The sequence below is a fragment of the Pseudomonas sp. 01L34 genome (genome assembly GCF_056400265.1).
The window spans coordinates 1-25,954 of sequence record NZ_JBFTSX010000008.1; the positions used below are offsets into that span (position 1 = coordinate 1).

The window sequence follows — 25,954 nt, forward strand, 5'->3', positions numbered from 1 at the left end:
GCTGATAATCTTGTTGACTATCAGTCTGACTCCACAAGCACCCACACGAATTGCTTGATTCAGTTGTTAAAGAGCGGTTGGTTAAGATCTTTCGTCTCAACCGAGGCGCGCATTCTACAGCAGCCTCTGTTGCTGTCAAGCGGTTATTTCAGAAGTTTTCAAAGTTTCCTTTGCAACTTCAACCACTTGCGCTTCCGATCTCTCGTTAGCGGGAGGCGAATTCTACAGCGTTAGCCGCTGCTGTCAACACCTCTTTTTCTCCGCTTTCGACCGAGAAGATCGAACCGTCAATAAGGCGATAATACCCTGCCTTACCAACTCCTTCTGGCTTCGATGAACTGAAGCGCAACCACTCTCGAAAACTGCGTAACTCGTTGTTTGTCAAGGAGTTTTCAGTTTCGACTGCGCCGAAAGTGGGGCGAATTATAGACGTCCAGAATCTGCCGTCAACCTCTAATTACGCCTTTCTTGCAGAAGGTGCCTTTTTAACGATTAAACGTGGAATTCGGCGGGTTACAGGCGGCAATCTCAATACTAATAACAACGCACCTATAGAAGCGTAGATCGCCCACTCCCTCAGATCGGCGCGAACGATCCACAACATATGCAGTAACCCAAGCCCGAGAATCACATAGACCAACCGATGCAATCTTTTCCAGCGAACGCCCAAACGCCGCTGACTGTAACGATTGGAGGTAACCGCCAGCGCCAACAAACCGAGAAACCCCAGCACCCCGACGATAATGTACGGCCGCTTGCGCAACTCGATACCCAGTTGTGACCAATCAAAGCCGAGGATGAACGCCGTATAACCGCTCAAATGCAAAACCACATAGGCGAAACACCACAACCCCAACTGCCGTCGGACAGCTATCCACCCCGACCAACCGGTGAGCCTCTGCAATGGCGTCATGCTTAACGTAATGAGCAGCAGGACAAGCGTCCCCAACCCTAGACGATCAACCAGCACCTTTCCTGGATCAGGTCCCAGCACATCCGCCCAGGCTTGATACAACCAAAGCAGCGGCCAAATCGCCGCGGCGATAAAGACACCAATACGCCAGAACAGATATCGCATCAGTAATTCTTCCGCAGATCGAGCCCTGCATATAAAGAAGCGACTTCATCCGAGTAGCCGTTGAACATTTGCGTGTCCCGCACATTGGGCTTGAACAGACCGCTCGGCAAACGCCTTTCCCGTGCCTGCGTCCAACGCGGGTGGTCGACTGTCGGGTTCACGTTCGCATAAAAGCCATACTCATTCGAGGCAATGCTCTGCCAGGTGGTTTTCGGCTGCTCACTGACCAGGCTGATTCGCACGATGGACTTGATGCTCTTGAAGCCGTATTTCCACGGCACCACCAGACGTAGCGGCGCACCGTTCTGATTGGGCAACTCACGTCCATACATGCCTACAGCGAGAATCGCCAACGGATTCATCGCCTCATCCAGGCGCAGCCCTTCTACATATGGCCAGTCGATCAAGGCGAAGCCAGAACGCTGTCCAGGCATATTCTTGGGATCTTGCAGGGTTTCAAAACGAATGAATTTGGCCTTGGACGTCGGCTCTACTTCCTTCAGCAAAGCCGAAATTGGAAAACCAATCCACGGAATGACCATCGACCAGGCCTCCACACAGCGAAGACGATAAATACGCTCTTCCAGCTGATAAGGCTTCATGAAGTCTTCCAGCGCATACCGCCCCGGCTTACCCACCTCCCCGTCTACCACCACGCTCCACGGTTCGGTTTTTAGCGCACCGGCGTTGGCCGCAGGATCGCCTTTGTCGGTACCGAACTCATAGAAGTTGTTGTAGTGGGTCGCATCCTTGAAAGGCGTGATTGCTTCATCCTTGACGTTGACCGCCCCCCATTTAGTGGAAGGCAGTTTTTCGGCAAACCAGGACGGCGCCTTGCCAGGCTCGACATCGGCATAACGCGCAGCATCGTCGGCACTCGCCCAGCGCGGCAGAGTACTCACAGCCAAACCGGCAACGGCCGCGCCTAATACATTGCGACGAGAAAGGTAGAGAGATTCAGGCGTGACGTCCGACTCATGACAGTCAGACGCTTTGGGGACTTTGATCAGCATGACAACTCCGCAGCATTGGAGGACAGATGCACCCATAGACTGCGGAGTATGAGGGAAATTACATCACTCGGCTTTTTTGTGCCGACGAAGACGCAGCAGGTACTGCACCGGCCCGGAAGCCGCATAGGCAAGGAACACCAGCAACAGGATGCGCGGCGGATCACTGAATACAACGGCAAATACCAGCACCACTGCCAGGATCGCGACAAAGGGAACGCGCCCCTTCAAGTCCAGCTCCTTGAAGCTGTTGTACTTGATGTTACTGACCATCAGCATGCCCGCGGCGGCAACCATCAGTGCAACCAGGAACGACATTTTGGAACCCTGAATGCCGTAATCGCTGAACGCCCAGACAATTCCTGCGACCACACCGGCCGCGGCCGGGCTGGCCAGACCGATGAAGTAGCGCTTGTCGGCGGTGCCGACCTGAGTGTTGAAGCGTGCCAGGCGCAACGCCGCACCCGCCACATAGATGAAGGCGACCATCCAGCCGACTTTGCCCATATCGCCCAAGGCCCAGCCGAATGCCAGCAAAGCCGGCGCGACGCCAAAGGCAACCATGTCCGACAGCGAGTCGTACTCCGCACCGAAGGCGCTTTGGGTGTTAGTCATGCGAGCGACGCGACCGTCGAGGCCGTCGAGCACCATGGCGACGAAAATCGCGATCGCGGCAAACGCAAAATACTTGCTCGCGCCGATTGCATCACCGGCACTCAAGGCGCTCTGGGCGCTCATCGAGTTGATGATGGAATAGAACCCTGCGAAGAGGTTCGCAGTGGTGAACAGATTCGGCAGAAGATAGATACCACGATGCCGGACTTTACGGCCTTCAGCGTCATGCCCTTCTTCGATGTGCTCATCGATGGGCAGAAGGCTTTCGGCGTCAGAAGCCTGCTTTGGCTCTTCGGGACGTTCGCTCATGGACATTACCTTGCAACGGGGTGGAAAGTTTCGACAGGTGTCTGGGACGACGGTTCGACCGCAAACGATGCAGCTTTATACCAGAACCGGCGGATCCAAACGAAAAAACGCGGCCTAGGCCGCGTTTTCCGTACAAGCTCGTGACTTAGTTCTTGGCTTTGTCGACGATCTTGTTGGCACCGATCCACGGCATCATGGAGCGCAGTTGCTCACCGATGATTTCGATACCGTGAGCGGCGTTGTTACGACGCTTGGCGGTCATCGAAGGATAGCCGGTGGCGCCTTCGCTGATGAACATCTTGGCGTATTCGCCGTCCTGAATACGTTTCAGGGCGTTGCGCATGGCCTGACGGGATTCGGCGTTGATTACTTCCGGACCTGTCACGTACTCGCCGTACTCAGCGTTGTTGGAGATCGAGTAGTTCATGTTGGCGATACCGCCTTCGTACATGAGGTCAACGATCAGCTTCAGTTCGTGCAGGCATTCGAAGTAGGCCATTTCCGGCGCGTAGCCAGCTTCAACCAGGGTTTCGAAACCGGCTTTTACCAGCTCAACGGTACCGCCGCACAGAACGGCTTGTTCGCCGAACAGGTCGGTTTCGGTCTCGTCCTTGAAGGTGGTTTCGATGATGCCGGTACGACCGCCACCAACGCCGGCAGCGTAGGACAGTGCAACGTTTTTGGCGTTGCCCGAAGCATCCTGGTAGATAGCGATCAGGTCAGGGATACCGCCGCCTTTGACGAACTCGGAACGCACGGTGTGGCCCGGAGCTTTCGGCGCGATCATGATCACGTCGAGGTCAGCGCGCGGAACAACCTGGTTGTAGTGGATCGCGAAACCGTGGGAGAAGGCCAGGGTGGCGCCTTTCTTGATGTTCGGCTCGATTTCATTCTTGTACAGCGAGGACTGGAACTCGTCCGGGGTCAGGATCATGACCAGGTCGGCAGCTGCTACGGCGGAAGCAACGTCAGTCACTTTCAGGCCGTGGGCTTCAGCTTTGGCAACGGTGGCCGAACCTTTACGCAGGCCAACGGTAACGTCAACGCCGGAGTCTTTCAGGTTGCACGCTTGAGCGTGGCCTTGGGAGCCGTAACCAATGATGGCAACTTTCTTGCCCTGGATGATCGACAGGTCGCAGTCTTTATCGTAGAAAACTTTCATGAATTTCCCCTTTATATCTGGCCCTCAGGCCATTCGCTAATTTGGTTTAGATGCTCAGTACTTTGTCGCCGCGGGCAATCCCGGTGACGCCACTGCGTACGGTTTCCAGAATCGAGGCAGTGCCGATCGATTGAATGAAGCTGTCGAGCTTGTCGCTGGTACCGGTCAATTGAACGGTATACACGCTGGCGCTGACATCAACGATCTGCCCACGATAAATATCGGTGGTGCGCTTGATCTCGGCGCGCTGTGCGCCGGTGGCCTTGACCTTGACCAGCATCAGTTCGCGCTCGATGTGAGCACTCTCCGACAAGTCGACCAGTTTGACCACTTCGATCAGCTTGTTCAGGTTCTTGGTGATCTGCTCGATGATTTCATCATGGCCGACAGTGGTCAGCGTCAGACGCGACAAAGTCGGGTCTTCGGTTGGCGCCACGGTCAGGCTTTCGATGTTGTAGTTGCGCTGCGAAAACAGGCCGACTACACGAGACAGAGCGCCCGGTTCGTTTTCCAGAAGCAGGGAAATAATGTGCCGCATGATTAAGTACGCTCCGTCTTGCTCAACCACATATCACGCATGGAGCCGTCTTTGATCTGCATCGGGTAGACGTGCTCGCTGGTGTCAACCGAGATATCGATAACCACCAGGCGATCTTTCATGGCGAACGCCTCCTCCATCTTCGACTTCAAATCTTTCGAGTCGGTGATGCGCACGCCGACGTGACCATAGGCCTCTGCCAGTTTGACGAAGTCAGGCAGCGATTCCATGTAGGAGTGCGAGTGACGGCTGCCATAACTCATGTCCTGCCACTGGCGAACCATACCCAGCACGCCATTGTTCAGGATGACGATTTTTACCGGCAAACCGTATTGCAGGCAGGTCGACAGTTCCTGAATGTTCATCTGGATGCTGCCCTCGCCTGTTACGCAGGCGACATCGTCATCCGGGAAGCTCAGCTTGATGCCCATGGCCGCCGGAAAACCGAAGCCCATGGTGCCCAGGCCACCGGAGTTGATCCAACGGTTCGGCTTGTTGAACTTGTAGTACTGCGCCGCGAACATCTGATGCTGACCCACGTCGGAGGTCACAAAGGCGTCGCCCTTGGTCACTTCGCACAGGGTTTCGATCACGGTCTGCGGCTTGATCACGCTGCCGTCGCCCTTGTCGTAAGGGAACAGACCGCGGTCACCGCGCCACTCATCAACTTGCTTCCACCAGCTGGCAACGGACTCCTTGTTCGGGGTCTCGCCGATTTCCTTGAGGATCGCGACCATTTCGGTCAGGACGCTCTCGACCGGGCCAACAATAGGCACGTCTGCCTTGATGGTCTTGGAAATCGAAGCCGGGTCGATGTCGATGTGAATGATCTTGGCATTCGGGCAGAACTTGGCCGGGCCGTTGATCACGCGGTCATCGAAACGCGCGCCGACTGCAAGGATCACATCGGCATGGTGCATCGCCAGGTTGGCGGTGTAGCTGCCGTGCATGCCGAGCATGCCGATGAACTGACGGTCGGTGCCAGGGTAGGCACCCAGGCCCATCAGGGTATTGGTCACTGGCAGGTTGAGCATCTTCGCCAGCTCGGTCAGCGGCGCAGAGCCACCACCGAGGATCACGCCGCCGCCCGAATACAACACAGGGCGCTTGGCCGCCAGAAGCATTTCGGCTGCCTTGCGGATTTGCCCGGAGTGACCGCGAACGGCCGGGCTGTAGGAACGCAGTTTGGCTTTTTTCGGGAAGATGTATTCGAACTTTTCGGCCGGGTTGGTCATGTCTTTCGGGATATCGACAACGACCGGACCAGGACGACCGGATTGCGCCAGGTAGAACGCCTTCTTCATGACTTCAGGGATTTCCGAGGCGTGCTTGATCATGAAGCTGTGCTTCACGATCGGCCGGGAGATACCGATCATGTCGGTTTCCTGGAACGCATCGGTGCCTACCATGGTGCTAGGCACCTGGCCGGAAATGACCACCATCGGAATGGAGTCCATGTAGGCCGTGGCAATACCGGTGATGGCGTTGGTTGCGCCCGGGCCGGAGGTCACCAGTACCACGCCGGCTTTACCGGTGGCACGGGCATAGCCGTCAGCCATATGGGTCGCAGCCTGCTCGTGACGAACCAGGATGTGGGTCACTTCCGGTTCTTTGAACAGGGCATCATAGACATGAAGAAGAGCACCACCCGGGTACCCGTAGATATATTTGACGCCTTCGTCACGCAAGAAGCGGACGAGCATCTCACCGCCAGATAAAAGCTCCACGTTGTTCACCTCTAAAACGCCAGAATACCGCCCACATACAAGAGGACGGGTCTTAATAGGTTTACTTCTCGGCAGAGCATGAGCGACGGTGGTCGCCGACTACGTCAGCACTGACTGAGCAAGTATTGGGATCGTCCCAAGTGTTGCGGGCCTTTCCCACCCAGCGCGAGGTAACGCGTTGCGGGTGTAACAGGTCGGCGCGGATGTGCGCCTCATGATCTGCCGAGTGGGTCTGCTTCTGGCAGTCCCTCTACAGCGGACTTTGGATTCTTCTGTTTCGCCCATCGCAAGTCAAGCCGTCAATGTGCTTTATTGAACTAAGCGCATGAGAACGCAAGAAAAAACCTTTAAACCGCAACTGTGTTAGCTTCAATTGCGCACCCCTGACAAGGAAATGGCATGAGAACACTCATCTTCACCGCCAGCTTGCTGATCAGCCTGAGCCCTTTGTGCATGGCGGGTCAGATCTATAAATGGGTCGATGCCCAGGGCGTCACCCATTTCGATGCGCAGCCGCCCCAAGGCCGGGAGGCCACCGTCATGGTCACGCCCTCCCCGCCCGTCGGCAAGCCGGGCGCGCTAACGCGCGGCAACGTCATCGGCGATCAAAAGGCCATCGATCACAAAGTGAAAAAGCAGGTCGCCGAGCAGCAGGCCCAGCTAAGAGTGTTCTGTGAACAGGCTCGGACGAACCTGGCTCAACTGCAGAACAATCCGCGATTGCGGGAGGAAGTCGACGGCGAGACGCGCCGCCTGACCGACCAACAACGTCAGGAGCGCCTCACCGAAGCACAGAAACAGATTGCGAAAAACTGCCAGTAAGCACTGGCAGTTTCCGATTCAGCGGGAGACGGTGATCAACGCGTCGAACTCTTTGAGCAAGACCTGAAGCTGCCGATCCTTGCCCTGGACATTGCGGGAGGCGAAGACCATTTCGGCCATCTCCTGAATCCCTGATGCATTGGGCAATGGCAGATCCTGCTCGAGGATCGACTTCATCCTTGGCAAGAAGACCCATTGCAGCCATTGCTCGAAATCCAGCGTATCCACCGAAAACGGCTCAACGCTGGAGAGCGCCTCAGCGGACGGCGGTACTTCATCCCACCAGCCCTGAACGCGCAGCTCGCGCTCGATCAACAGCAACTGTTCGGCAATCTTCGGAAAGCGCATATCCATCACAGCGAAACCTTGGCCTTCTGACGAGCCAACGCAGCACCGGCCGGGTCACCCTGCTTCTCTCGGGCCTGGGCGATCAATTCCCACAGGCTGGCCTGAAGATCCGGACGCCCATTGGCGAACGTCAGGCCACGGCGGGCAAACTGCTCGGCCTGAGCCGCATCACCTTGAGCCATACGCACCTGGGCCAAGCGATAAAGTACTTGCGGCTCGCGCGGTGCAACACGCTGGGCACGCTCGAGACTGGAAGATGCACCATTAAGGTCGCCACTGGCCTGTTGCTGCTGGGCGGTGGTCAGCAGTGCCAGGACCGGACCGTCCAGTTGCTCATCGGCGGACAGACCGCCGGAGTTCGCCGAAGGAATCCCGCTGGGCGTCGACGGCATGCTGTAGCTACCCTGATTGATCGGCGCCGACTGAACCGGCGAGGTATCAATCGGCCCCGGAGTAATCGGGCCTGGGGTAATCGGCGAAGTGCTGATCGGTGCCGAGGAGACGGCGCCACCACCCGGGACCATCACCACGACCCCGGTGTCACCTTGCGGGATCGCCTGAGTCTGAGCTTGTACAGGACGTTTCACCGTCGACTGACGGAAACCGCCATTCGCCGAAATCCGCTCGCTGTTGGAGACGGCAGTGCCGGCATCCTCAACCGGGATCGAACCACGCTGCACAGTGGAGCAGCCGCTGAGCAAAGCCACGGCAGTCACCGCTGGAATCAACCACTTGTTCACTTCAAATCCTCTTTGCTTAATTCATCCAGCCCTTGACCCAATCCATCACCGATTCTGCAGGGCTTTCACCACCGCAAGCAGCACCGGGAGGCGGTTCACTGCCGCGAATATACGGCATCTGCACCGCACCTGGGCAGTTGGCTTCGGAACCTTGACCGGTGCGCGAATCGACCCAGGCCTGAACAATGTTGTCCGGTTGCGGCATATCCAGCGGCAGCGGATCGGCCTTGCGCATGAAACTGGTCCAGACCTGCAACGCGCCGGTGGCACCGGTGAACGGTGTCTTGCCATTATCATCGCGCCCCAGCCAGACAACGGCCAGCAGATCCTGACTGAAACCGGCGAACCAGCTGTCCCGCGAATCGTTACTGGTACCGGTCTTACCGGCCAGGGTCAGGGTTTTCGGCAACACGTTATAAACCGAACTACCGGTACCTTCGCGCATGACGCGCTGCATGGCGTTCTGGATCAGGTAAATGGACGCCGGATCAAATTGCTGCTGAATCTGGAACGGATAACGCTTGAGCGGCTCGCCCTCGGCAGTCAGTACGCTGCGAATCCCGCGCATCGGCGTATTGAACCCGCCATTGGCCAGCGTCTGGTACATGGTCGCCACTTCGATCGGGGTCATACCGCCGGCACCGAGCAACATCGACGGGAACGCCGGGAATTCGCGGCTTACGCCCAGGCGTGCCAGGGTCTTCAAGACATTCGGCACGCCCACCGCCAACCCGAGACGCGCGGTCGACAGGTTGTAGGAATGCGCCAACCCTTGGTACAGGAACACCGTGCCGTGGGAACGGCGATCATAGTTCTGTGGTTTCCAGATCTGACCGTCCGCGCCTTTGACCGAGAAGTAGTCGTCCGATAGCCAACTGGTCAGCGTGTACTGGCTCGGCTTTTCAAGAGCGGTCAGATAAACCGCCGGCTTGATCAAAGAGCCGATCGGTCGCACCGCGTCCAACGCACGGTTAAAACCGGCAAAACTCGCCTGACGGCTGCCGATCATGGCCTGGACCTCACCGGTTTCCGGGTTGGTCACGACCATCGCGGCTTCCACGTCATCGGAACCCTTGCGCCCGGCCAGGCGCTTGAACGTGTCGTTGACCGAGGCTTCGGCTTTCATCTGCAGGATCGGGTCGAAACTGGTGAAGATTCGCAGCCCTTCTTCGGTCAAGTCTTCGTCGCGGTAGTCTTCGCGCAACTGACGTTTAACCAGATCAAGGAAGCCCGGGAACGAGCTGTCGGCCAACTTGCCGCGAGTGGTCACACCCAGTGGCATTTTCTTCGCCGCCTCAACCTGTTCGGCGCTGGCAACGCCTTGCTCCTTCAGAACATCGAGCACCAGATTGCGCCGCTCCAGAGCCCGCTCAGGGTTGCGGCGCGGGTTGTAATAGGACGGCCCCTTGACCATGCCCACCAACAAAGCGACTTGATGCAGTTTCAGCTCGGACAATGGCTGCCCGAAGAAAAACTGGCTGGCCAGGCCGAAGCCGTGCACCGCGCGCTGACCATCCTGGCCGACGAATACTTCATTGAGGTAAGCCTCAAGAATTTCGCTCTTGTCGTAATGCAGCTCAAGCAACATCGCCATCATGGCTTCGGTGAGCTTACGGGTCAGGCTGCGTTCACTGGTGAGGTAGAAGTTCTTGACCAACTGTTGCGTCAGCGTACTACCGCCCTGGGTCATCTTGCCGCCCGAGGTGTTGACGTAGATAGCTCGGGCAATCGACTTCGGCGACACGCCCCAGTGGCTGTAGAAATCCCGGTCTTCTACGGCAACCAGGGTTTCGAGCAGATACGGCGGAACCTGATCGATCTTGATCAGGATGCGGTCTTCAAGGTTTTTCGGGTAAATCCCGCCGATCAGCAGCGGCTCCAGTCGCACCACGGAAAGCTTCGAACCGTTGGTCGCCGAGAGCTCGGCCACGTAATCGCCGGAGAACCGCACGCGCACGGGCTGCGCCTGCTCCATGCCTTCATAGAACTGGAAGCCTCGGGTATTCAAGTCGACGGTATTGCCATTGACCGCTGCCGCGCCGGGGCCGTTGCTGACCGCTTCGCGTCGGTAGCCCAAGGCATCGAGTTCGGTGAGGAAGTCGTCCTTGCTGAGCTTTTGTCCGACGAACAGCTCGAGCGGGCGCGCGTACACCTTGGCCGGGATGGTCCAGCGCTTGCCGGAGAACTTCTCCTGAACCACGGCGTCGAGGTAAACCGCGAACCCGGCGAGCACCACAAGGCCGACCAGGCTGAGTTTAAGGGCCCAGCCCAGCCAGGGGCGCATGCCCTTGGAAGGTGGTTTTTTAGGGGTGCGGGGGGATCGAGATCGAGTCATGGCGGCGGATTATACGCACTTTATTCATACTCAACAGGAGCCCTCTGAGGTTTGCGTCGGACGGACTTGCAGCCATAATGACGGCCTTGAATTTCCCCCCAGACTCTGAAGGATCACCTGTGAGCCAGTCCCTGATCGCTGCCCTGCAAAACCCGGCCCTCTACCCGCATCCCGTAGAAGGGTTCCAGGTCATCGAGACCCATATTTCCTGGGTGATACTCACCGGTCCCTATGCTTATAAAGTGAAGAAGCCGGTGAATTTCGGCTTCCTCGATTTCACCAGTCTCGAAGCTCGCAAGCATTTCTGCGGCGAAGAGCTGCGCCTGAACCAGCGCCTGACCCATGACTTGTATCTTGAAGTGCTACCGATCACCGGCAGCGCCGAGGCGCCACAACTGGGCGGCGATGGTCCGGTTGTCGATTACGCCCTGAAAATGCGTCAGTTCCCACAAAGCCAACTGCTCAGCACCCTGCAAGCCAACGGCGAATTGACCACCACGCACATCGACGCGATGGCCGCGCAGATCGCTCAATTCCACCTCAGTGCGCCGAAAGTGCCTGCCGAACACGAAGCCGGCACGCCGGACAGCGTCATGGCGCCGGTACGGCAGAACTTCGAACAGATCCTTCCGTTCCTCAGCGACAAGGCCGATCTGTTGCAACTCGAGGCACTGCAAGCCTGGGCCGAAAGCAGCTTCGAGCGCCTCAAGCCACTGTTCGCCCAGCGCAAGGCCGACGGCTTCATTCGTGAATGCCATGGTGACATTCACCTGGGCAACGCTACCGTGATCGACGGCAAAGTGGTGATCTTCGACTGCATCGAGTTCAACGAACCGTTCCGCTTCACCGACGTTTACGCCGACACCGGCTTCCTGGCAATGGACCTGGAAGACCGCGGCCTGAAGAGCCTGGCGCGCCGTTTCATCAGCCAATACCTGGAACTGACCGGCGACTACCAGGGTCTTGAGCTGCTGAACTTCTATAAAGCCTACCGCGCCCTGGTTCGCGCCAAGGTCAGCCTGTTCAGCATGCCGGCCGAGGCCGACCCGGTGCAGCGCGCTACCACTCTGCGTCAGTACCGCAACTACGCCAACCTGGCGGAAAGCTACAGCACCATTCCTTCGCGTTTCCTGGCGATCACCCACGGTGTTTCCGCCGTCGGCAAAAGCCATGTGGCCATGCGCCTGGTGGAAGCATTGGGTGCCATTCGCCTGCGTTCGGATGTCGAGCGCAAGCGCATGTTCGGCGAACAGACCGTACCGAACGACCCGCAGGCCGGCATCTATAGCGCCGACGCCAGCGTCGCCACCTATGCCCGCCTGCATGAGGTTGCCAATGTAATTCTGCGTGCCGGCTTCCCGGTGGTGATCGATGCCACTTATCTCAAGCGCGACCAACGCGACAGCGCGGCAAAAATCGCCGAGGCCACCGGCGCGCCGTTCCTGATCCTCGATTGCGACGCTCCACAAGCGGTGATCGAGAGCTGGTTGAAGCAACGCCAGGCGGACAACAACGATCCGTCCGACGCCAACCTGGCTGTTATCGCCGCCCAGCAAGCCAGCCGCGAGGCACTGACGCCAGCAGAAATCCTCTGCAGCAAGCGCGTCCAGACCAATGAAAGTGGCACCCTCGATACGGTCGTTGCGCAGATTCGCCAGCGCCTGCCTGGTCTGTAAGAAACTATTTCAACCGTGAAGCCCTCACCGGCTTCACGGCTGCCAAATAGTGGCACTATACTGGCGTCATAAAACCATCAGGTGATGTGACATGAGCCAGCCAAAACTTCTCGACACCCCGCTTTATGCCTTGCTGCACAAAGACGACATCACAAGCTTCAACAATGAACGCCCGAAAGATGGACCTATCGACATGGTCGGTGGTGACTTCCGCGGGCTCGATCTGCGTGAACTGAACGCCGACGGCATCGACTTCACCGATGCCTACTTTCGCTCTGCCGACTTGCGCGGCGTCGACTTTCGCAACTCATCCCTGGAAGGCGCGAGCCTGGCCCACGCGCAGATCTCCGGCGCCTACTTCCCGCCGGAGCTGAGTGCCGATGAGATCCTGATGTCGATGAATTTCGGTACACGCCTGCGTTATCGCACCCGCTAAAAGCGACGTCTCACCCAGTCCAGCGCCCCCGCCTTGCGCTGGACGTTGTACTTTTTTTGCTCGAAAACTCAATTTCCCACACGCCCTCGGACTACATGCTCCGCCTTTTCACGCCGCTTCTTGAGTTTCCTCTTAGAAGCTTTTGCGTCGAAACCGACCAAACAATCACGCTTTTCCTACTGATGGCTACACTGCTGAGAGGCTCGCCCACGCACCATTCGGCTGTCGCAAGGAGGCTTGATGAATGATGAACTGCAACACCTGAAGAATCTTGGCAAGACGTCGGCGCAATGGCTGCATGCCGTGGGCATCCACAGTGCCTCGGACTTGCGTCGGCTGGGAGCTGTGGACGCTTATCGGGCCGTGCGCACTCGCGGTTTTCGGGCGTCCAAGGTGTTGTTGTATGCGATTGAAGGCGCGTTGATGGATGTCCACTGGAACGACATTCCCGCCGAGCGCAAGGAAGCCTTGAACAAACAGCTGGATGCTATTTCGTCTCGCCACAAGAATTGAACGGATAATTTCACTCGAACGCACAGCCTGAAACCCAATGATTACGAGGCTTTCCAGCGAAGGAATGACGTGTTTCACGAATACGAGAAATCAGCGGTTGACTTGGTAATGAGAATCGCTATTATTATCACAACTGGTCGCGAGACTGGTCGATATTCTGAAAAGCCCTTGGTTCGGACTCTCAGATTATCTCCTCATCAGGCTAATCACGGTTATTTGACCCGGCTCTTGCCGGGTCTTTTTTTGCCTGTGGAAAACTCGCCTGATTTTATTGGCCTGACGGCTTGCCGAACTGCTTGCGCATTTGCGCGCAGTAATCCTGCGGCGGCGTGGTGGGCGTATACCAGACGTAATCGGCCATGGCCGACGTGATCTCAGCGCCCTGCTCCGCCAGCATCAATACCGTTGGTGCCTTGGGCTCCCCCAGGTCCAGCACATGGATCGGCACCCCGACATCCTTGCGGGCGTGGAACGCGCCGGTAAACAACAGTGAAGGCATCGGTGCCGCCCGTAATCGCTCGGCTATCCGCCGGTCACGCTGCTGCTGCACGGCCAGCATCGCGGGCATCTGTGATTCAGGCAGCAAGCCGCAGTGGGAATCGCTGATCTGTGCCAGCAACTCGTTCCTGACCGTCGGAGCGTTGGAACGCGCACCGCTCAATGTTGGCGGTTTGGCATAGACAGTACGGACTTCAGGCGTGTCCAGATTGGCCGCCAGTAACGGGTACGGCTGAGTCAGGGCAAAACGAACGATCGGCCCGTAAAGATTCCAGTCCCATCCCGGCTGCCAGGCCAATGCCCCGGACAAATCGGTCGGCAGCGGTGAGGTATGCCGAACGTCATCGACGCGCTGTTGCTGAGCCGGCGTCAACATTTCCAGCAGCAGACTGCCTTGAGGCCGTCGCTCACCCAGTGCCTGCAATAACCACAATTGCAGTTGATGGTGATCACGATTGTCATGCTGCTCGCCGACGATCAACCGCGAAGGTTCCGCCAACCGTGCAAGCAGTTCTTGCGCGGTCAGGGTCTGACCGCTGCGCAAATCCCGGATTTCGCCGCTGACCGGCGGCACCGCTACATGCTGGCAAGCACTCAGTAACAGCGCGGCCAGAAAAACCATCACGCGTGTTTTCATCCCTAAAACACCTCAGCGGGCGATGATCAGCGGATGCCCACGCTCCGGGTGCGGTTGCACCAATACTTCCAGCCCGAACACTGCCTTGAGCGGTTCCGGGCGCAATACCTGTTCCGGCGTGTCCAGCATCACAGGACACCCACCTTCAAGCAGTAACAGGCGATCACAATAACGCGCCGCCAGATTCAAATCATGCAGGATCACCAGCACCGCCGCACCGCGATCGGCGAATTCACGCACCGCTTGCAGAGTAGTGTGCTGATGCAGCGGGTCGAGCATCGACGTCGGCTCATCGAGCAACAACGTCTGCCCCGCCTCGCCCGGCCAAAGCTGCGCCAACACCCGCGCCAAATGCACCCGCTGACGTTCGCCACCGGACAACGCCAGGTAACTGCGACCGCTCAAGTGCCCCGCATCGGCCGCCTGCAACGCGGCGGCGACAATCTCCTCATCCCGGACCCGACCGCTTTGATAAGGCAGACGGCCCATGCCGACCACTTCTTCGACGCGAAAGGCAAAGTCCAGGGTCGACACTTGCGGCAATACTGCCAAACGCCGGGCTCGCTGCGCTCCGCTCCAATGACTCAACTCACGCTCATCGAGCCAGACGCTGCCATGGTCCGCCGGCAATTCTCCGCACAGGGCGCCGAGCAACGTGCTTTTGCCGGCGCCATTAGGCCCCAACACGCCGAGCACTTCGCCCGGTTTAAGCTCAAGGGTGATGTCCGTCAGGACAACTTTTCGACCGCGGCGGATTTGCAGGTTCTGCGCTCGCAACATCAGGCACGCCCTCTGAGCAATAAATACAGAAAGAACGGCGCGCCAATGAGGGCCGTGACAATCCCGATCGGCAACTCAGCCGGCGCCAGCGCCAGCCGCGCCACCAGATCAGCAAACAACAGGAGACTGGCCCCCGCCAACACCGACGCCGGCAACAACACCCGATGATCGGGGCCGACCAGCAGCCGCACCAGATGCGGCACCACCAGGCCGACAAACCCGATCATCCCCGCCGCAGCTACCGCCGCGCCCACACCCAACGCCGTGCAGAACACCAATTCGCGCTTGAGCCCTTCGACGTCGATACCCAGGTGGCCGGCCTCCGACTCCCCCAGCAACAATGCGTTCAAGGCCTTGGCCCGACGCGGCAACCACAGTGCCACGCCGGTGCTCACCAGCAATAACGGCCAGAGTCGTGCATAACTGGCGCCGTTAAGGCTGCCCAGGTTCCAGAACGTCAGGGTGCGCAGGGTCGCATCATCCGCCAGATAGGTGAAGAGCCCGACCGCCGAACCAGCCAGGGCAGTCAATGCAATACCGGCCAGCAGCATGGTCGCGACGTTGGTCTGGCCATTGCGTCGCCCCAGTCGATAGACCAGCGCCGTCACCCCCAACCCGCCGAGAAACGCGCACACCGACAACAGATATGGCCCGAAGGATTCAGGCAGTCCACCGAATACCGAGCCGCCGACAATCGCGATAGCCGCGCCCAATGCCGCGCCGCTCGACACCCCTATCAGGCCCGGATCGGCCAGAGGATTGCGAAACAACCCCTGCATTGCCACACCAGACAGCGCCAGAACCCCGCCCACCGTCAAACCGAGCAAGGTTCGCGGCAGGCGGATTTGCCCGAGGATCAGTTCGGCCTGCTCCAACCCGTCGGCGGCAATCGGCAGGCCGACCAAGCGCAGCGCCGCGCGCAAGGTGTCGAACAACGGCAAACTCACCGGCCCCAACGCCAGCGACAGCCAGATCGCCAGCAAACACAACAGGCTCAAGCCAATGAACAACGCACGAGGTTTAATCAGAAGGGTCATTGGCCAGTCGTACCGGGATCGAACAGGTGCATAAACAGCCTCCTTCAAAGGTTTCCCGGGCATAGTCATGACAGGCCAAGTATTCTCGGCATCCGGTAATCGCCCTGCGGGCGAGCCGTCATTTGATAATTGCTTGCATTTGAACGTCAAGCTCGGACGTACCAGGTCGCGAGCCGCAGGACTTGAGGATAGACATGAAGCTTCTTTGCACAGGCGCCGAATTGGCTGACGCCAGCAGTCGCGGTTTCGACGTCAACGGCCAGAAGCTCCTGGCCGTACGCCGGGGCGGTCGGGTGTATGTGTATGAAAATCGCTGCCCGCACCGGGGCGTCGGGCTGGAATGGCAGCCCGACCAGTTTCTCGACCCCAGCAACAGCTTGATCCAGTGCGCGACCCACGGCGCACTGTTTCTGATCGAGGACGGTGAATGCGTCGCCGGCCCCTGCGCCGGACAATCCCTGACCAGCATCCCCTGCCGCGAAGATGAACAAGGAATCTGGGTCACGCTCTAGCCGTTCAACAGCACATCCAGTCGCCGATCGACCACCATCTCTTCGTGAGTCAAGCGCACGCCATACGCCAGCACTTCGACTCCACACGCCACCGCCTCACGCAACGCAGCTGCGTAGGCCGAATCGATTTCTTCGGCAGGACGCACCGCGTCGATCCCTGTCAGGTTCACGCAATACAACTGCACTGCCCGAATCCCGTCCCTGGCCAAATGCGCCAGTTCGCGCAAATGCTTGGCCCCACGCTGGGTCACCGCGTCAGGAAATGCCGCCACCGCCGAGTCATCAAAGCCCAGGGTGACGCTTTTGACTTCCACATAAGCCGGCCCGCCCGGGTAATCGAGACGAAAATCGATACGGCTGCTTTCCTGACCATAGGCCACTTCGCGCTTCAGTTCGGTAAAGCCGTTCAACTCGGTGATGACGCCGGCCTGCAACGCCTCCTCGATCAAGCCGTTGGCGCGCCCGGTGTTCACACAGAACAGCCGTCCCTGTGGGGTTTCGCCAACTTCCCAAGTGCCGGGCAACTTGCGCTTGGGGTCGGTGGAGCGGCTGAACCAGACTTGCCCGCCCTCGACCTGGCAATTAAGCATCGAGCCAGTGTTCGGGCAGTGAATGGTCAGCAACTCGCCGCCAACGGTTTCGATATCGGCAAGAAAACGCTTGTAACGACGAATCAAGCGCCCCTCTTCAAGGGGAGGATAAAAACGCATCAGCCTTGCCAGCTCTTCAAACCGCGGGCGATCCGCTCGACTGCTTCTTGCAAGCGCGGAAGGCTTTGGGTGTACGCAAACCGCACATGATGCCCGGCCTGATGACGACCGAAGTCCAGGCCCGGAGTAATTGCAACATGCTCGGTTTCGAGGAAGTGCCGGCAGAACGCGAAGGCATCGCCGCCGAACTTGCTGATATCGGCGTACAAATAGAACGCGCCTTCCGGCTCTACGGCGATACCGAAACCCAATTCCCGCAGGGCTGGCAGGAGGAAGTCGCGACGTCGACCGAACTCGGCGCGGCGCTCTTCGAAAATGCTGATGGTGGCGGGCTCGAAGCAGGCCAATGCCGCGTGCTGGGCCATGCTCGGTGCGCTGATGTAGAGGTTCTGGGCGAGCTTCTCCAGTTCACCGACCGCTGCTTCAGGTGCGACCAGCCAACCAAGGCGCCAGCCGGTCATGCCGAAATACTTGGAAAAGCTATTGAGGACGAAAGCGCCGTCATCGACTTCCAGCACGCTGGCCGCGTCCGTGCCGTAAGTCAGGCCGTGGTAAATCTCGTCGACCACCAAATGACCGTGGCGGGCCTTGATCGCCGCGGATAGCCCGGCCAGTTCATCACGGGTCAGGATGGTCCCGGTGGGGTTGGCCGGCGATGCGACCAGGGCACCGACGCTGTCGTGATCCCAGTGACGCGCGACCAGGTCCGGGGTCAGTTGATAACGCACGTCCGGGCCGACCGGCACCAGTTGCGCCGCACCTTCCACCAGGCGCAGGAAGTGCCGGTTGCACGGATAACCCGGGTCGGCCAGCAGCCAGTGCTTGCCTGGGTCCACCAGCAAGGCACTGGCCAACAGCAATGCGCCTGAACCGCCAGGCGTGATCAGGATGCGTTGCGGATCGATGTTCAGCCCGTAACGCTGCTGATAAAAACCCGAAATGGCCTCACGCAGCTCAGGAATGCCGCGAGCGGCGGTGTAACGGGTCTTCCCCGCCGTCAGCGCGGCCTGGCCGGCCTGGATGATCGGTTCGGCGGTGGTGAAGTCCGGCTCGCCGATTTCCAGGTGAATCACGTCGTGGCCAGCCGCTTGCAGCTCGTTGGCCCGCGCCAGCAGGGCCATAACGTGGAACGGTTCGATAGCGCGACTACGCGCACTGTAGGACAGAGCCATTAGCCTTCCTTACAACGGGGAAAAGAATTGATTCTACCCAAGCGCAGGAACGAGCGAGAGCCTAAAGCGGTCAGAGCCATATAATGCTGGTCTCAATCGATTCAAGCGTATGTCTCAGGTTTGGCTAAAATCAATAATTGATCAGGTCTCCCTAGCCACCAGACGAAGCTTTGCAATCTTTTGCAAGCACCACGGGCCGCGGGCTCGACATCCGGGAGTAGCGCGGTCCGATTTGATCTGGTAAGTTCGCCCGCTTGCAGCCGCAGGGCCGGCAGGTGTCGGTGATGGAGCAATCCTGCGCAATGGATTACAAGAGTAGAGGCGGTCCATTTCATGCCCACCCAAGCAAAGCAGCAAAATCAGTCGATCAGCGGCTTCGAACCCTACAAAGAAGTGAAGGGCGAAGAGTACATGGGTAAACCCATGCGTGCTCACTTCACCAAGATCCTGAACAAGTGGAAACAGGACTTGATGCAGGAAGTCGACCGTACCGTTGATCACATGAAAGACGAAGCGGCCAACTTCCCTGACCCGGCAGACCGTGCCAGCCAGGAAGAGGAATTCAGCCTCGAATTGCGCGCCCGCGACCGTGAGCGCAAGCTGATCAAGAAAATCGACAAGACCCTGCAACTGATCGAAGACGAAGAATACGGTTGGTGCGAGTCCTGCGGCGTCGAAATCGGCGTCAAGCGACTGGAAGCCCGTCCTACCGCCGACATGTGCGTTGACTGCAAGACCCTGGCGGAAATCAAGGAAAAGCAAGTCGGCAAGTAATCTCGACTTGAACGAAAGACGGAGCGTGCGAACGCTCCGTTTTTGTTTCTGATATTTGCTGATATTTGTTGCGACTTCGAAATCGCCTTCGTCGGATCGCCGCCCGGAACAATCTTCGCTCCTACAAAAGCTGGCGCAATCTCCTGTAGGAGCTGAGCTTGCTCGTGAAGGCGGCTTCAAGCCGTGCTCAATACGATTGGACAGCCTGACATCGCCCTTATGACCGCCATCGCCTCTTCCGCCTACATCGGGCGCTTCGCCCCCACGCCCAGCGGGCATCTGCACTTCGGTTCGCTGGTTGCAGCGCTGGCCTCGTACCTCGACGCCCGTTCGGTCGGCGGGCGCTGGCTGGTGCGAATGGAGGATCTCGATCCGCCACGCGAGGAGCCCGGTGCTCAGGCGGCGATTCTCAAGGCGCTGGAAAGCTATGGTTTCGAATGGGATGGCGAGATGGTCCGACAGAGTGACCGGCACGCGGCCTACGCCGAAGTCCTCAATCGCCTGTTCAGCCAGGGCCTGGCCTACGCATGCACCTGCTCGCGCAAGCAACTGGAGCCGTATCACGGCATCTATCCCGGGTTCTGCCGCAACGCTGGGCACGGCACTGAGAATGCGGCGATCCGCGTGCGTGTACCGGAGCTGGAATACCACTTCATCGACCGGGTGCAGGGCGAATTCCGTCAACACCTGGGCCGCGAGGTGGGTGACTTCGTGATTCGTCGCCGTGACGGGCTCTACGCCTATCAATTGGCGGTGGTGCTAGACGATGCCTGGCAAGGCATCACTGATATCGTGCGCGGCGCCGACCTGCTGGACTCCACGCCACGCCAGCTCTATCTGCAAGAACTGCTCGGCCTGCCGCAACCGCGCTACTTGCACATCCCGCTGATTACCCAGCCGGACGGCCACAAACTCGGCAAATCCTATCGCTCGCCGCCGTTGACTGAAGATCAGGCCACGCCGCTGTTGCTGCGCGCATTACGGGCGCTGGGGCACACTCCCGTTATCGAACTCAATGACGCCACGCCACGGGAAGTGCTGAATTGGGGCATTGCCCACTGGGATGCGTCGCTGATCCCGCGCACACTGACGTTGCCTGAAGCGCAACTGCAGTGATGCCACTTGCAGTGGCGCACCCATCCGTTACCATCGCCGCACGTTTTCGGGCACGCGCATAAAAGAGAGAGGCCGGGATGTACATCTATCGCTTGGTCCTGCTCCTGGTAGTGGGGATTTATCTGTTCTCCCCGGCCATCATGGATTGGTGGATCGACGCCACTGGCGCCTGGTATCGCCCTTATTTGCTCTGGCTGATTCTGATCGTCGTGACCTTCATCCTGCAGAGCCAAAAAGATGCCGATGAGCTTTAGCCTGACCCAGATGATCCTGATCAGCGCCGCGTACCTGGCGGTGCTGTTCGGTGTGGCCTGGATCAGTGAACGGGGCATGATCCCCCGGGCGATCATTCGCCATCCGCTGACCTACACCCTGTCGCTGGGCGTTTATGCCAGTGCCTGGGCGTTTTACGGCACGGTGGGCCTGGCTTATCAGTACGGCTACGGTTTTCTGTCCAGCTACCTCGGGGTTTCCGGGGCGTTTCTGCTGGCGCCGGTGCTTTTGTACCCGATCCTGAAAATCACCCGCACTTACCAACTCTCATCGCTGGCCGACCTGTTCGCGTTCCGTTTCCGCAGCACCTGGGCCGGTGCGCTGACGACGATTTTCATGCTGGTCGGCGTGCTGCCGTTGCTGGCGTTGCAGATTCAGGCAGTGGCCGACTCCATCGGCATCCTCACCCGCGAGCCGGTGCAGCATCGCGTGGCCCTGAGTTTCTGCGCGCTGATTACGCTGTTCACGATTTTCTTCGGCTCGCGCCACATCGCCACCCGTGAGAAACATGAAGGCCTGGTGTTCGCAATCGCCTTCGAGTCAGTGATCAAGCTGATCGCGATTGGTGGCGTCGGCCTGTATGCGCTGTATGGCGTGTTCGACGGCCCGCAACAGCTGGAACTGTGGCTACTGCAAAACCAGACCGCCCTCGCCGCCCTGCACACGCCTCTGCAGGAAGGCCCATGGCGCACGCTGCTGCTGGTGTTCTTCGCCTCGGCGATCGTCATGCCGCACATGTACCACATGACCTTTACCGAAAACCTCAACCCGCGTTCGCTGGTCAGCGCGAGCTGGGGCTTGCCGCTGTTCCTGCTACTGATGAGCCTGGCAGTGCCGTTGATTCTCTGGGCCGGGTTGAAACTCGGTGCCACCACCAATCCGGAATATTTCACCCTGGGCATCGGCATCGCCGCCAATAGCAAAGCCCTGGCACTGTTGGCGTATGTCGGTGGATTGTCGGCAGCCAGCGGGCTGATCATCGTTACTACGCTGGCGCTGTCCGGGATGGCACTGAACCACTTGGTGCTGCCGCTCTATCAGCCGCCGGCCGAGGGCAATATCTACCGCTGGCTGAAATGGACCCGCCGGGCACTGATCGTCGCGATCATCATGGCCGGCTACGGTTTCTACCTGATGCTGGGCGCGGAACAGGACCTGGCCAACCTCGGCATCGTCGCCTTCGTCGCCACGTTGCAGTTCCTGCCGGGCGTGTTGTCGGTGCTGTACTGGCCGACCGCCAACCGTCGAGGCTTCATCGCCGGCCTCCTGGCGGGGATTCTGGTGTGGCTGGTGACCATGCTGTTGCCGCTGGTCGGCAATCTGCAAGGCTTCTACATTCCGTTGCTGAACATGATTTACGTGCTGGACGACACCAGCTGGCACATGGCGGCAATTGCCTCGCTGGCCGCCAACGTGCTGATGTTCACCCTGATCTCACTGTTCACCAACGCCAGCCCCGAAGAGGCCAGCGCCGCCGAAGCCTGCGCGGTGGACAACGTTCGCCGCCCGCAACGCCGCGAACTGCATGCCGCCTCGCCTCAGGAATTCGCCACGCAACTGGCCAAACCGCTGGGTGCCAAGGCGGCGCAGAAAGAAGTCGAACAAGCGCTGCGTGACCTTTATCTGCCGTTCGACGAACGCCGGCCTTACGCCTTGCGTCGTTTGCGTGACCGTATCGAAGCCAACCTCTCCGGTCTGATGGGCCCGAGCGTGGCGCAGGACATGGTCGAAACCTTCCTGCCCTATAAGGCCGGCGGCGAAAACTACGTCACCGAAGACATCCACTTCATCGAAAGTCGCCTCGAGGATTACCACTCGCGCCTCACCGGCCTTGCCGCCGAACTCGATGCCCTGCGTCGCTACCACCGCCAAACCCTGCAGGAATTGCCGATGGGCGTGTGCTCGCTGGCCAAGGATCAGGAAATCCTCATGTGGAACAAAGCCATGGAGGAGCTGACCGGGATTGCCGCGCAGCGTGTGGTCGGTTCGCGCCTGAGCACCATTGCCGATCCATGGAAAGAGCTGCTGCAAGGTTTCATCAATCTGCCGGACGAACACTTGCACAAGCAGCACCTGGCCCTCGATGGCCAGACCCGCTGGCTGAACCTGCACAAAGCGGCGATCGACGAACCGCTGGCACCGGGTAACAGCGGCCTGGTGCTGCTGGTGGAAGACCTGACCGAAACCCAGATGCTCGAAGACAAACTGGTGCACTCCGAGCGCCTGGCCAGCATTGGCCGACTGGCGGCCGGCGTGGCCCATGAAATCGGCAACCCGATCACCGGCATTGCCTGTCTCGCGCAGAACCTGCGCGAAGAACGTGAAGAAGACGCCGAACTCACGGAAATCAGCGGGCAGATCCTCGAGCAGACCAAACGCGTGTCACGCATCGTTCAGTCGCTGATGAGCTTCGCCCACGCGGGCGCTCATCAGCACAGCGACGAGCCCGTTTGTCTGGCGGAAGTGGCCCAGGATGCCATCGGCCTGCTGGCCTTGAACCGGCGCAATTTCGAAGTACAGTTCTACAACCTGTGCGACCCCGATCACTGGGTCGAAGGCGACCCGCAGCGGCTCGCCCAGGTATTGATCAATCTGCTCTCAAACGCCCGTGACGCCTCGCCTCCGGGCAGTGCAGTGCGCGTCAAGAGCGAAGCCGGCGAACACACGGTCGATCTGATCGTCGAAGACGAAGGCAGCGGTATTCCCTCGAGCATCATGGACCGACTGTTCGAACCCTTCTTCACCACCAAGGATCCTGGCGAAGGCACCGGTCTGGGCCTTGCACTGGTCTATTCCATCGTTGAAGAGCATTATGGACAAATCACCATCGACAGCCCGGCTGATGTTCAAAGCCAACGCGGCACCCGTATCCGGGTGACCTTACCGCGTCATGTCGAAGCGACGTCCGCTGTGAACTGAGACCGTCGAGAGTATCGAATCAATGCCGCACATTTTGATCGTCGAAGACGAAACAATTATCCGCTCCGCCTTGCGCCGTCTGCTGGAACGTAACCAGTACCAGGTCAGCGAAGCCGGATCCGTGCAGGAAGCACAAGAGCGTTTCAGCATTCCCACGTTTGACCTGATCGTCAGTGACCTGCGCCTGCCGGGCGCGCCGGGTACCGAGTTGATCAAACTCGGCCTGGGCACTCCGGTGCTGATCATGACCAGTTACGCCAGCCTGCGTTCGGCCGTCGACTCCATGAAAATGGGCGCGGTGGACTACATCGCCAAGCCTTTCGATCACGACGAGATGCTCCAGGCCGTCGCGCGAATCCTGCGTGACCGGCAATCGGCGCAAGCCAGCGGTGAGCCGGTTGTCGGCAAAGCGTCCAATGGCGCCGCAGCAAAAAGTGGTGTCGACAACAGCAACGGCGAAATCGGCATCATCGGCTCTTGCCCGCCGATGCAGGACCTGTACAGCAAAATCCGTAAAGTCGCGCCGACCGATTCCAATGTCCTGATCCAGGGCGAGTCCGGTACCGGTAAAGAACTGGTAGCACGTGCCCTGCACAACCTGTCCAAACGCGCCAAGGCGCCGATGATTTCGGTGAACTGCGCAGCCATCCCGGAAAGCCTGATCGAGTCCGAACTGTTCGGCCACGAGAAAGGCGCGTTTACCGGCGCCAGCGCCGGGCGTGCCGGGTTGGTGGAAGCGGCTGACGGCGGCACCTTGTTCCTCGATGAAATCGGTGAACTGCCACTGGAAGCCCAGGCCCGCCTGTTACGCGTATTGCAGGAAGGTGAAATCCGCCGGGTTGGCTCGGTCCAGTCGCAGAAGGTCGATGTACGCCTGATCGCCGCGACCCACCGGGATCTCAAGAGCCTGGCGAAGATCGGCCAGTTCCGTGAAGACTTGTATTACCGCCTCCACGTGATCGCCCTGAAACTGCCGGCCCTGCGCGAGCGCGGTGCGGACGTCAATGAAATTGCCAATGCCTTCCTGGCGCGGCAGAGCGCGCGGGTCAACCGCACCGATCTGAAATTCGCCCTGGATGCCGAGCAAGCAATTCGGCATTACTCCTGGCCGGGTAACGTTCGCGAACTGGAAAACGCGGTCGAGCGCGCGGTGATTCTGTGCGAGAGCCCGGAGATTTCCGCCGAGCTGCTGGGCATCGACATCGAACTCAGCGATCTGGAAGACGACGATTTCATCGGCCTCGCGCCCCAGCAGGGCAACAGCGCCGGTAACACCAGCCACGAACCGACCGAAGATCTGTCCCTGGAAGACTACTTCCAGCACTTCGTGCTCGAGCATCAGGACCACATGACCGAAACCGAACTGGCCCGCAAGCTCGGGGTCAGTCGCAAATGCTTGTGGGAACGCCGTCAGCGTCTGGGCATCCCGCGGCGCAAGACCGGGGTGGCCAGCGAGAGCTGAACCGCGCCTGTCAGATGCGCGGGTAACACGTGACATTGTGGAAAAACTGTTACCTCAGCTTTTTCACGTAACAGAAGCCGGGGCTTACGGTAACGAAGCCCCGGTTTTTTTTGGCCTCGGAAAACCCCATTAGCCCGCCTAACCCCTTGTTTTATTGGCCTTCACAAAAGTTGGCACGCACCCTGCTATATGTTCAGTACAAGAACAATAACAAGTAATGCACAAGACAATAAAAATAAGACGAATCGACTCACGCACAATAAAAACAAGACGGCGAGAGGCGTAGCTAACTGATTCTTTTGGAGAGGCGTTGCATTTGGGGCTTGCCCCGCAACCAGGCCGAGAATAATAAAAAACTGTCCCGAGACAGTGCCTGAACTGGTTGGATCACACGATCATAGCAACACAGCGACCAAAGCAATCCGTTTGCTCTTGGCTCCCGATTGGGAGGGTCATGAAGGAAAACTTCATGGCGAGGGCGCTCAACAAAAACAAGAAGCCCGAAACCAATAATAAAAATAGAGCACGCAACTACTTCTGGGGGAGCTTCGGCTCCCCTTGTGGTTTCTGGCGTTTGGCATTCTCTGCCTTGTAGCAGCTGCCGAGCAGTGCGAGGCTGCGTTCGACTGCGCAGCAGTCGCTAATACGGGCAACCGGTTCCTACTGACACACCGCAATTTCTGGTTTTACGACGGCTTCGCCGCCGAACGCAGGCTCGGCAGCTGCTACAAAACCGCCCCTCAAGACATCTCCCT

At 58.9% G+C, this 25,954-nt stretch carries 24 protein-coding genes; 10 read left to right on the top strand and 14 right to left on the bottom strand.

From position 1 onward, the window contains the following. Positions 1 to 457 precede the first annotated feature (457 nt). From msrQ to AC1DQM_RS23680, 6 genes are all read right to left on the bottom strand, one after another. Positions 458 to 1,078 (bottom strand): protein-methionine-sulfoxide reductase heme-binding subunit MsrQ, encoded by a 621-nt coding sequence (gene msrQ, locus AC1DQM_RS23655; protein ID WP_477746939.1) that lies wholly within the window; start codon positions 1,076 to 1,078, stop codon positions 458 to 460. Beyond that, a complete protein-coding gene (gene msrP, locus AC1DQM_RS23660; RefSeq protein ID WP_477746940.1) occupies positions 1,078 to 2,091 on the bottom strand; it encodes a protein-methionine-sulfoxide reductase catalytic subunit MsrP in 1,014 nt (337 codons plus the stop codon). Before msrP ends, msrQ begins: the two co-directional genes overlap by 1 nt. 63 nt (positions 2,092 to 2,154) lie before the next feature. After that, entirely contained in the window at positions 2,155 to 3,012 is an 858-nt protein-coding gene (gene pssA, locus AC1DQM_RS23665; protein ID WP_008006914.1) for a CDP-diacylglycerol--serine O-phosphatidyltransferase, read from the bottom strand. A 145-nt stretch (positions 3,013 to 3,157) separates the two neighbouring features. Continuing rightward, the gene (gene ilvC / locus AC1DQM_RS23670) at positions 3,158 to 4,174 is read right to left on the bottom strand and encodes a ketol-acid reductoisomerase (RefSeq protein ID WP_003228216.1); all 1,017 of its coding nucleotides are present in this window, start codon (positions 4,172 to 4,174) and stop codon (positions 3,158 to 3,160) included. Between the two features lie 46 nt (positions 4,175 to 4,220). Further along, entirely contained in the window at positions 4,221 to 4,712 is a 492-nt protein-coding gene (ilvN, locus tag AC1DQM_RS23675; RefSeq protein WP_003205610.1) for an acetolactate synthase small subunit, read from the bottom strand. Positions 4,713 to 4,714: 2 nt separating this feature from the next. After that, the gene (locus tag AC1DQM_RS23680) at positions 4,715 to 6,439 is read right to left on the bottom strand and encodes an acetolactate synthase 3 large subunit (RefSeq protein WP_026286735.1); all 1,725 of its coding nucleotides are present in this window, start codon (positions 6,437 to 6,439) and stop codon (positions 4,715 to 4,717) included. Positions 6,440 to 6,838: 399 nt separating this feature from the next. On the opposite strand from AC1DQM_RS23680, the gene AC1DQM_RS23685 reads away from it, so the two are divergent. Beyond that, positions 6,839 to 7,261, top strand: coding sequence for a DUF4124 domain-containing protein (locus AC1DQM_RS23685; protein WP_477746941.1), 423 nt, complete (start codon positions 6,839 to 6,841; stop codon positions 7,259 to 7,261). A gap of 18 nt (positions 7,262 to 7,279) precedes the next feature. Here the strand turns inward: AC1DQM_RS23685 and AC1DQM_RS23690 are convergent, their stop codons facing one another. From AC1DQM_RS23690 to mrcB, 3 genes are read right to left on the bottom strand one after another with little or no spacing between them, the layout of a single operon-like run. Then, entirely contained in the window at positions 7,280 to 7,615 is a 336-nt protein-coding gene (locus tag AC1DQM_RS23690; protein ID WP_018930215.1) for a YqcC family protein, read from the bottom strand. After that, entirely contained in the window at positions 7,615 to 8,349 is a 735-nt protein-coding gene (locus AC1DQM_RS23695) for a tetratricopeptide repeat protein (protein ID WP_018930214.1), read from the bottom strand. The genes AC1DQM_RS23690 and AC1DQM_RS23695 overlap by 1 nt, the downstream gene beginning before the upstream one ends. A 16-nt stretch (positions 8,350 to 8,365) precedes the next feature. After that, complete coding sequence (gene mrcB / locus AC1DQM_RS23700) at positions 8,366 to 10,684, bottom strand: penicillin-binding protein 1B (protein ID WP_064620347.1); 2,319 nt, start codon at positions 10,682 to 10,684, stop codon at positions 8,366 to 8,368. A gap of 119 nt (positions 10,685 to 10,803) precedes the next feature. On the opposite strand from mrcB, the gene AC1DQM_RS23705 reads away from it, so the two are divergent. From AC1DQM_RS23705 to AC1DQM_RS23715, 3 genes are all read left to right on the top strand, one after another. After that, complete coding sequence (locus AC1DQM_RS23705; RefSeq protein ID WP_064620349.1) at positions 10,804 to 12,360, top strand: bifunctional aminoglycoside phosphotransferase/ATP-binding protein; 1,557 nt, start codon at positions 10,804 to 10,806, stop codon at positions 12,358 to 12,360. 91 nt (positions 12,361 to 12,451) lie between these two features. Then, on the top strand, positions 12,452 to 12,796 hold the full coding sequence (locus AC1DQM_RS23710; RefSeq protein WP_018930211.1) for a pentapeptide repeat-containing protein: 345 nt from the start codon (positions 12,452 to 12,454) through the stop codon (positions 12,794 to 12,796). A 240-nt stretch (positions 12,797 to 13,036) separates the two neighbouring features. Further along, positions 13,037 to 13,309 carry a TfoX/Sxy family protein gene (locus tag AC1DQM_RS23715; protein ID WP_009050884.1) on the top strand — a complete coding sequence of 91 codons (273 nt, stop codon included), beginning with the start codon at positions 13,037 to 13,039 and terminating at the stop codon, positions 13,307 to 13,309. Between the two features lie 268 nt (positions 13,310 to 13,577). Here AC1DQM_RS23715 and AC1DQM_RS23720 read toward each other — a convergent pair whose 3' ends face one another. Genes AC1DQM_RS23720 through AC1DQM_RS23730 form a run of 3 tightly spaced genes read right to left on the bottom strand, consistent with a single transcriptional unit; the run spans position 13,578 to position 16,207 of the window. Then, positions 13,578 to 14,444, bottom strand: a complete 867-nt coding sequence (locus AC1DQM_RS23720; RefSeq protein WP_111454258.1) for a ChaN family lipoprotein — start codon at positions 14,442 to 14,444, stop codon at positions 13,578 to 13,580. A 12-nt stretch (positions 14,445 to 14,456) separates the two neighbouring features. Beyond that, on the bottom strand, positions 14,457 to 15,224 hold the full coding sequence (locus AC1DQM_RS23725) for a heme ABC transporter ATP-binding protein (RefSeq protein ID WP_477743887.1): 768 nt from the start codon (positions 15,222 to 15,224) through the stop codon (positions 14,457 to 14,459). Further along, a complete protein-coding gene (locus AC1DQM_RS23730; RefSeq protein ID WP_477747011.1) occupies positions 15,224 to 16,207 on the bottom strand; it encodes a FecCD family ABC transporter permease in 984 nt (327 codons plus the stop codon). Before AC1DQM_RS23730 ends, AC1DQM_RS23725 begins: the two co-directional genes overlap by 1 nt. Before the next feature lie 248 nt (positions 16,208 to 16,455). Here AC1DQM_RS23730 and AC1DQM_RS23735 point away from each other — a divergent pair, with 248 nt between their 5' ends. After that, the gene (locus AC1DQM_RS23735; RefSeq protein ID WP_477746942.1) at positions 16,456 to 16,773 is read left to right on the top strand and encodes a Rieske (2Fe-2S) protein; all 318 of its coding nucleotides are present in this window, start codon (positions 16,456 to 16,458) and stop codon (positions 16,771 to 16,773) included. Here the strand turns inward: AC1DQM_RS23735 and sfsA are convergent. Then, entirely contained in the window at positions 16,770 to 17,483 is a 714-nt protein-coding gene (gene sfsA, locus AC1DQM_RS23740; RefSeq protein ID WP_477746943.1) for a DNA/RNA nuclease SfsA, read from the bottom strand. The genes AC1DQM_RS23735 and sfsA overlap by 4 nt on opposite strands. Further along, complete coding sequence (locus AC1DQM_RS23745; RefSeq protein ID WP_064620364.1) at positions 17,483 to 18,655, bottom strand: pyridoxal phosphate-dependent aminotransferase; 1,173 nt, start codon at positions 18,653 to 18,655, stop codon at positions 17,483 to 17,485. The genes sfsA and AC1DQM_RS23745 overlap by 1 nt, the downstream gene beginning before the upstream one ends. A 333-nt stretch (positions 18,656 to 18,988) precedes the next feature. Here AC1DQM_RS23745 and dksA point away from each other — a divergent pair, with 333 nt between their 5' ends. The 5 genes from dksA (at position 18,989) to AC1DQM_RS23770 (ending at position 25,199) form a co-directional block, all read left to right on the top strand. After that, complete coding sequence (dksA, locus tag AC1DQM_RS23750) at positions 18,989 to 19,429, top strand: RNA polymerase-binding protein DksA (RefSeq protein ID WP_007902025.1); 441 nt, start codon at positions 18,989 to 18,991, stop codon at positions 19,427 to 19,429. A gap of 219 nt (positions 19,430 to 19,648) precedes the next feature. Beyond that, positions 19,649 to 20,545: a tRNA glutamyl-Q(34) synthetase GluQRS gene (gluQRS, locus tag AC1DQM_RS23755; RefSeq protein WP_018930204.1), complete on the top strand. Its 897-nt coding sequence runs from the start codon at positions 19,649 to 19,651 to the stop codon at positions 20,543 to 20,545. Positions 20,546 to 20,622: 77 nt separating this feature from the next. Continuing rightward, positions 20,623 to 20,799 carry a hypothetical protein gene (locus tag AC1DQM_RS23760; protein ID WP_003176118.1) on the top strand — a complete coding sequence of 59 codons (177 nt, stop codon included), beginning with the start codon at positions 20,623 to 20,625 and terminating at the stop codon, positions 20,797 to 20,799. After that, positions 20,783 to 23,737: a sensor histidine kinase gene (locus AC1DQM_RS23765; protein ID WP_026286733.1), complete on the top strand. Its 2,955-nt coding sequence runs from the start codon at positions 20,783 to 20,785 to the stop codon at positions 23,735 to 23,737. The genes AC1DQM_RS23760 and AC1DQM_RS23765 overlap by 17 nt, the downstream gene beginning before the upstream one ends. Positions 23,738 to 23,759: 22 nt before the next feature. Continuing rightward, positions 23,760 to 25,199: a sigma-54-dependent transcriptional regulator gene (locus AC1DQM_RS23770; RefSeq protein ID WP_018930202.1), complete on the top strand. Its 1,440-nt coding sequence runs from the start codon at positions 23,760 to 23,762 to the stop codon at positions 25,197 to 25,199. Positions 25,200 to 25,954: the final 755 nt, after the last annotated feature.

Coding starts and splice junctions, on each gene's coding strand:
- msrQ (WP_477746939.1), bottom strand. CDS start 1,078: ATGCGATATCTGTTCTGGCGTATTGGTGTCTTTATCGCCGCGGCGATT.
- msrP (WP_477746940.1), bottom strand. CDS start 2,091: ATGCTGATCAAAGTCCCCAAAGCGTCTGACTGTCATGAGTCGGACGTC.
- pssA (WP_008006914.1), bottom strand. CDS start 3,012: ATGAGCGAACGTCCCGAAGAGCCAAAGCAGGCTTCTGACGCCGAAAGC.
- ilvC (WP_003228216.1), bottom strand. CDS start 4,174: ATGAAAGTTTTCTACGATAAAGACTGCGACCTGTCGATCATCCAGGGC.
- ilvN (WP_003205610.1), bottom strand. CDS start 4,712: ATGCGGCACATTATTTCCCTGCTTCTGGAAAACGAACCGGGCGCTCTG.
- AC1DQM_RS23685 (WP_477746941.1), top strand. CDS start 6,839: ATGAGAACACTCATCTTCACCGCCAGCTTGCTGATCAGCCTGAGCCCT.
- AC1DQM_RS23690 (WP_018930215.1), bottom strand. CDS start 7,615: ATGGATATGCGCTTTCCGAAGATTGCCGAACAGTTGCTGTTGATCGAG.
- mrcB (WP_064620347.1), bottom strand. CDS start 10,684: ATGACTCGATCTCGATCCCCCCGCACCCCTAAAAAACCACCTTCCAAG.
- AC1DQM_RS23710 (WP_018930211.1), top strand. CDS start 12,452: ATGAGCCAGCCAAAACTTCTCGACACCCCGCTTTATGCCTTGCTGCAC.
- AC1DQM_RS23715 (WP_009050884.1), top strand. CDS start 13,037: ATGAATGATGAACTGCAACACCTGAAGAATCTTGGCAAGACGTCGGCG.
- AC1DQM_RS23720 (WP_111454258.1), bottom strand. CDS start 14,444: ATGAAAACACGCGTGATGGTTTTTCTGGCCGCGCTGTTACTGAGTGCT.
- AC1DQM_RS23725 (WP_477743887.1), bottom strand. CDS start 15,224: ATGTTGCGAGCGCAGAACCTGCAAATCCGCCGCGGTCGAAAAGTTGTC.
- AC1DQM_RS23735 (WP_477746942.1), top strand. CDS start 16,456: ATGAAGCTTCTTTGCACAGGCGCCGAATTGGCTGACGCCAGCAGTCGC.
- sfsA (WP_477746943.1), bottom strand. CDS start 17,483: ATGCGTTTTTATCCTCCCCTTGAAGAGGGGCGCTTGATTCGTCGTTAC.
- AC1DQM_RS23745 (WP_064620364.1), bottom strand. CDS start 18,655: ATGGCTCTGTCCTACAGTGCGCGTAGTCGCGCTATCGAACCGTTCCAC.
- dksA (WP_007902025.1), top strand. CDS start 18,989: ATGCCCACCCAAGCAAAGCAGCAAAATCAGTCGATCAGCGGCTTCGAA.
- gluQRS (WP_018930204.1), top strand. CDS start 19,649: ATGACCGCCATCGCCTCTTCCGCCTACATCGGGCGCTTCGCCCCCACG.
- AC1DQM_RS23760 (WP_003176118.1), top strand. CDS start 20,623: ATGTACATCTATCGCTTGGTCCTGCTCCTGGTAGTGGGGATTTATCTG.
- AC1DQM_RS23765 (WP_026286733.1), top strand. CDS start 20,783: ATGCCGATGAGCTTTAGCCTGACCCAGATGATCCTGATCAGCGCCGCG.
- AC1DQM_RS23770 (WP_018930202.1), top strand. CDS start 23,760: ATGCCGCACATTTTGATCGTCGAAGACGAAACAATTATCCGCTCCGCC.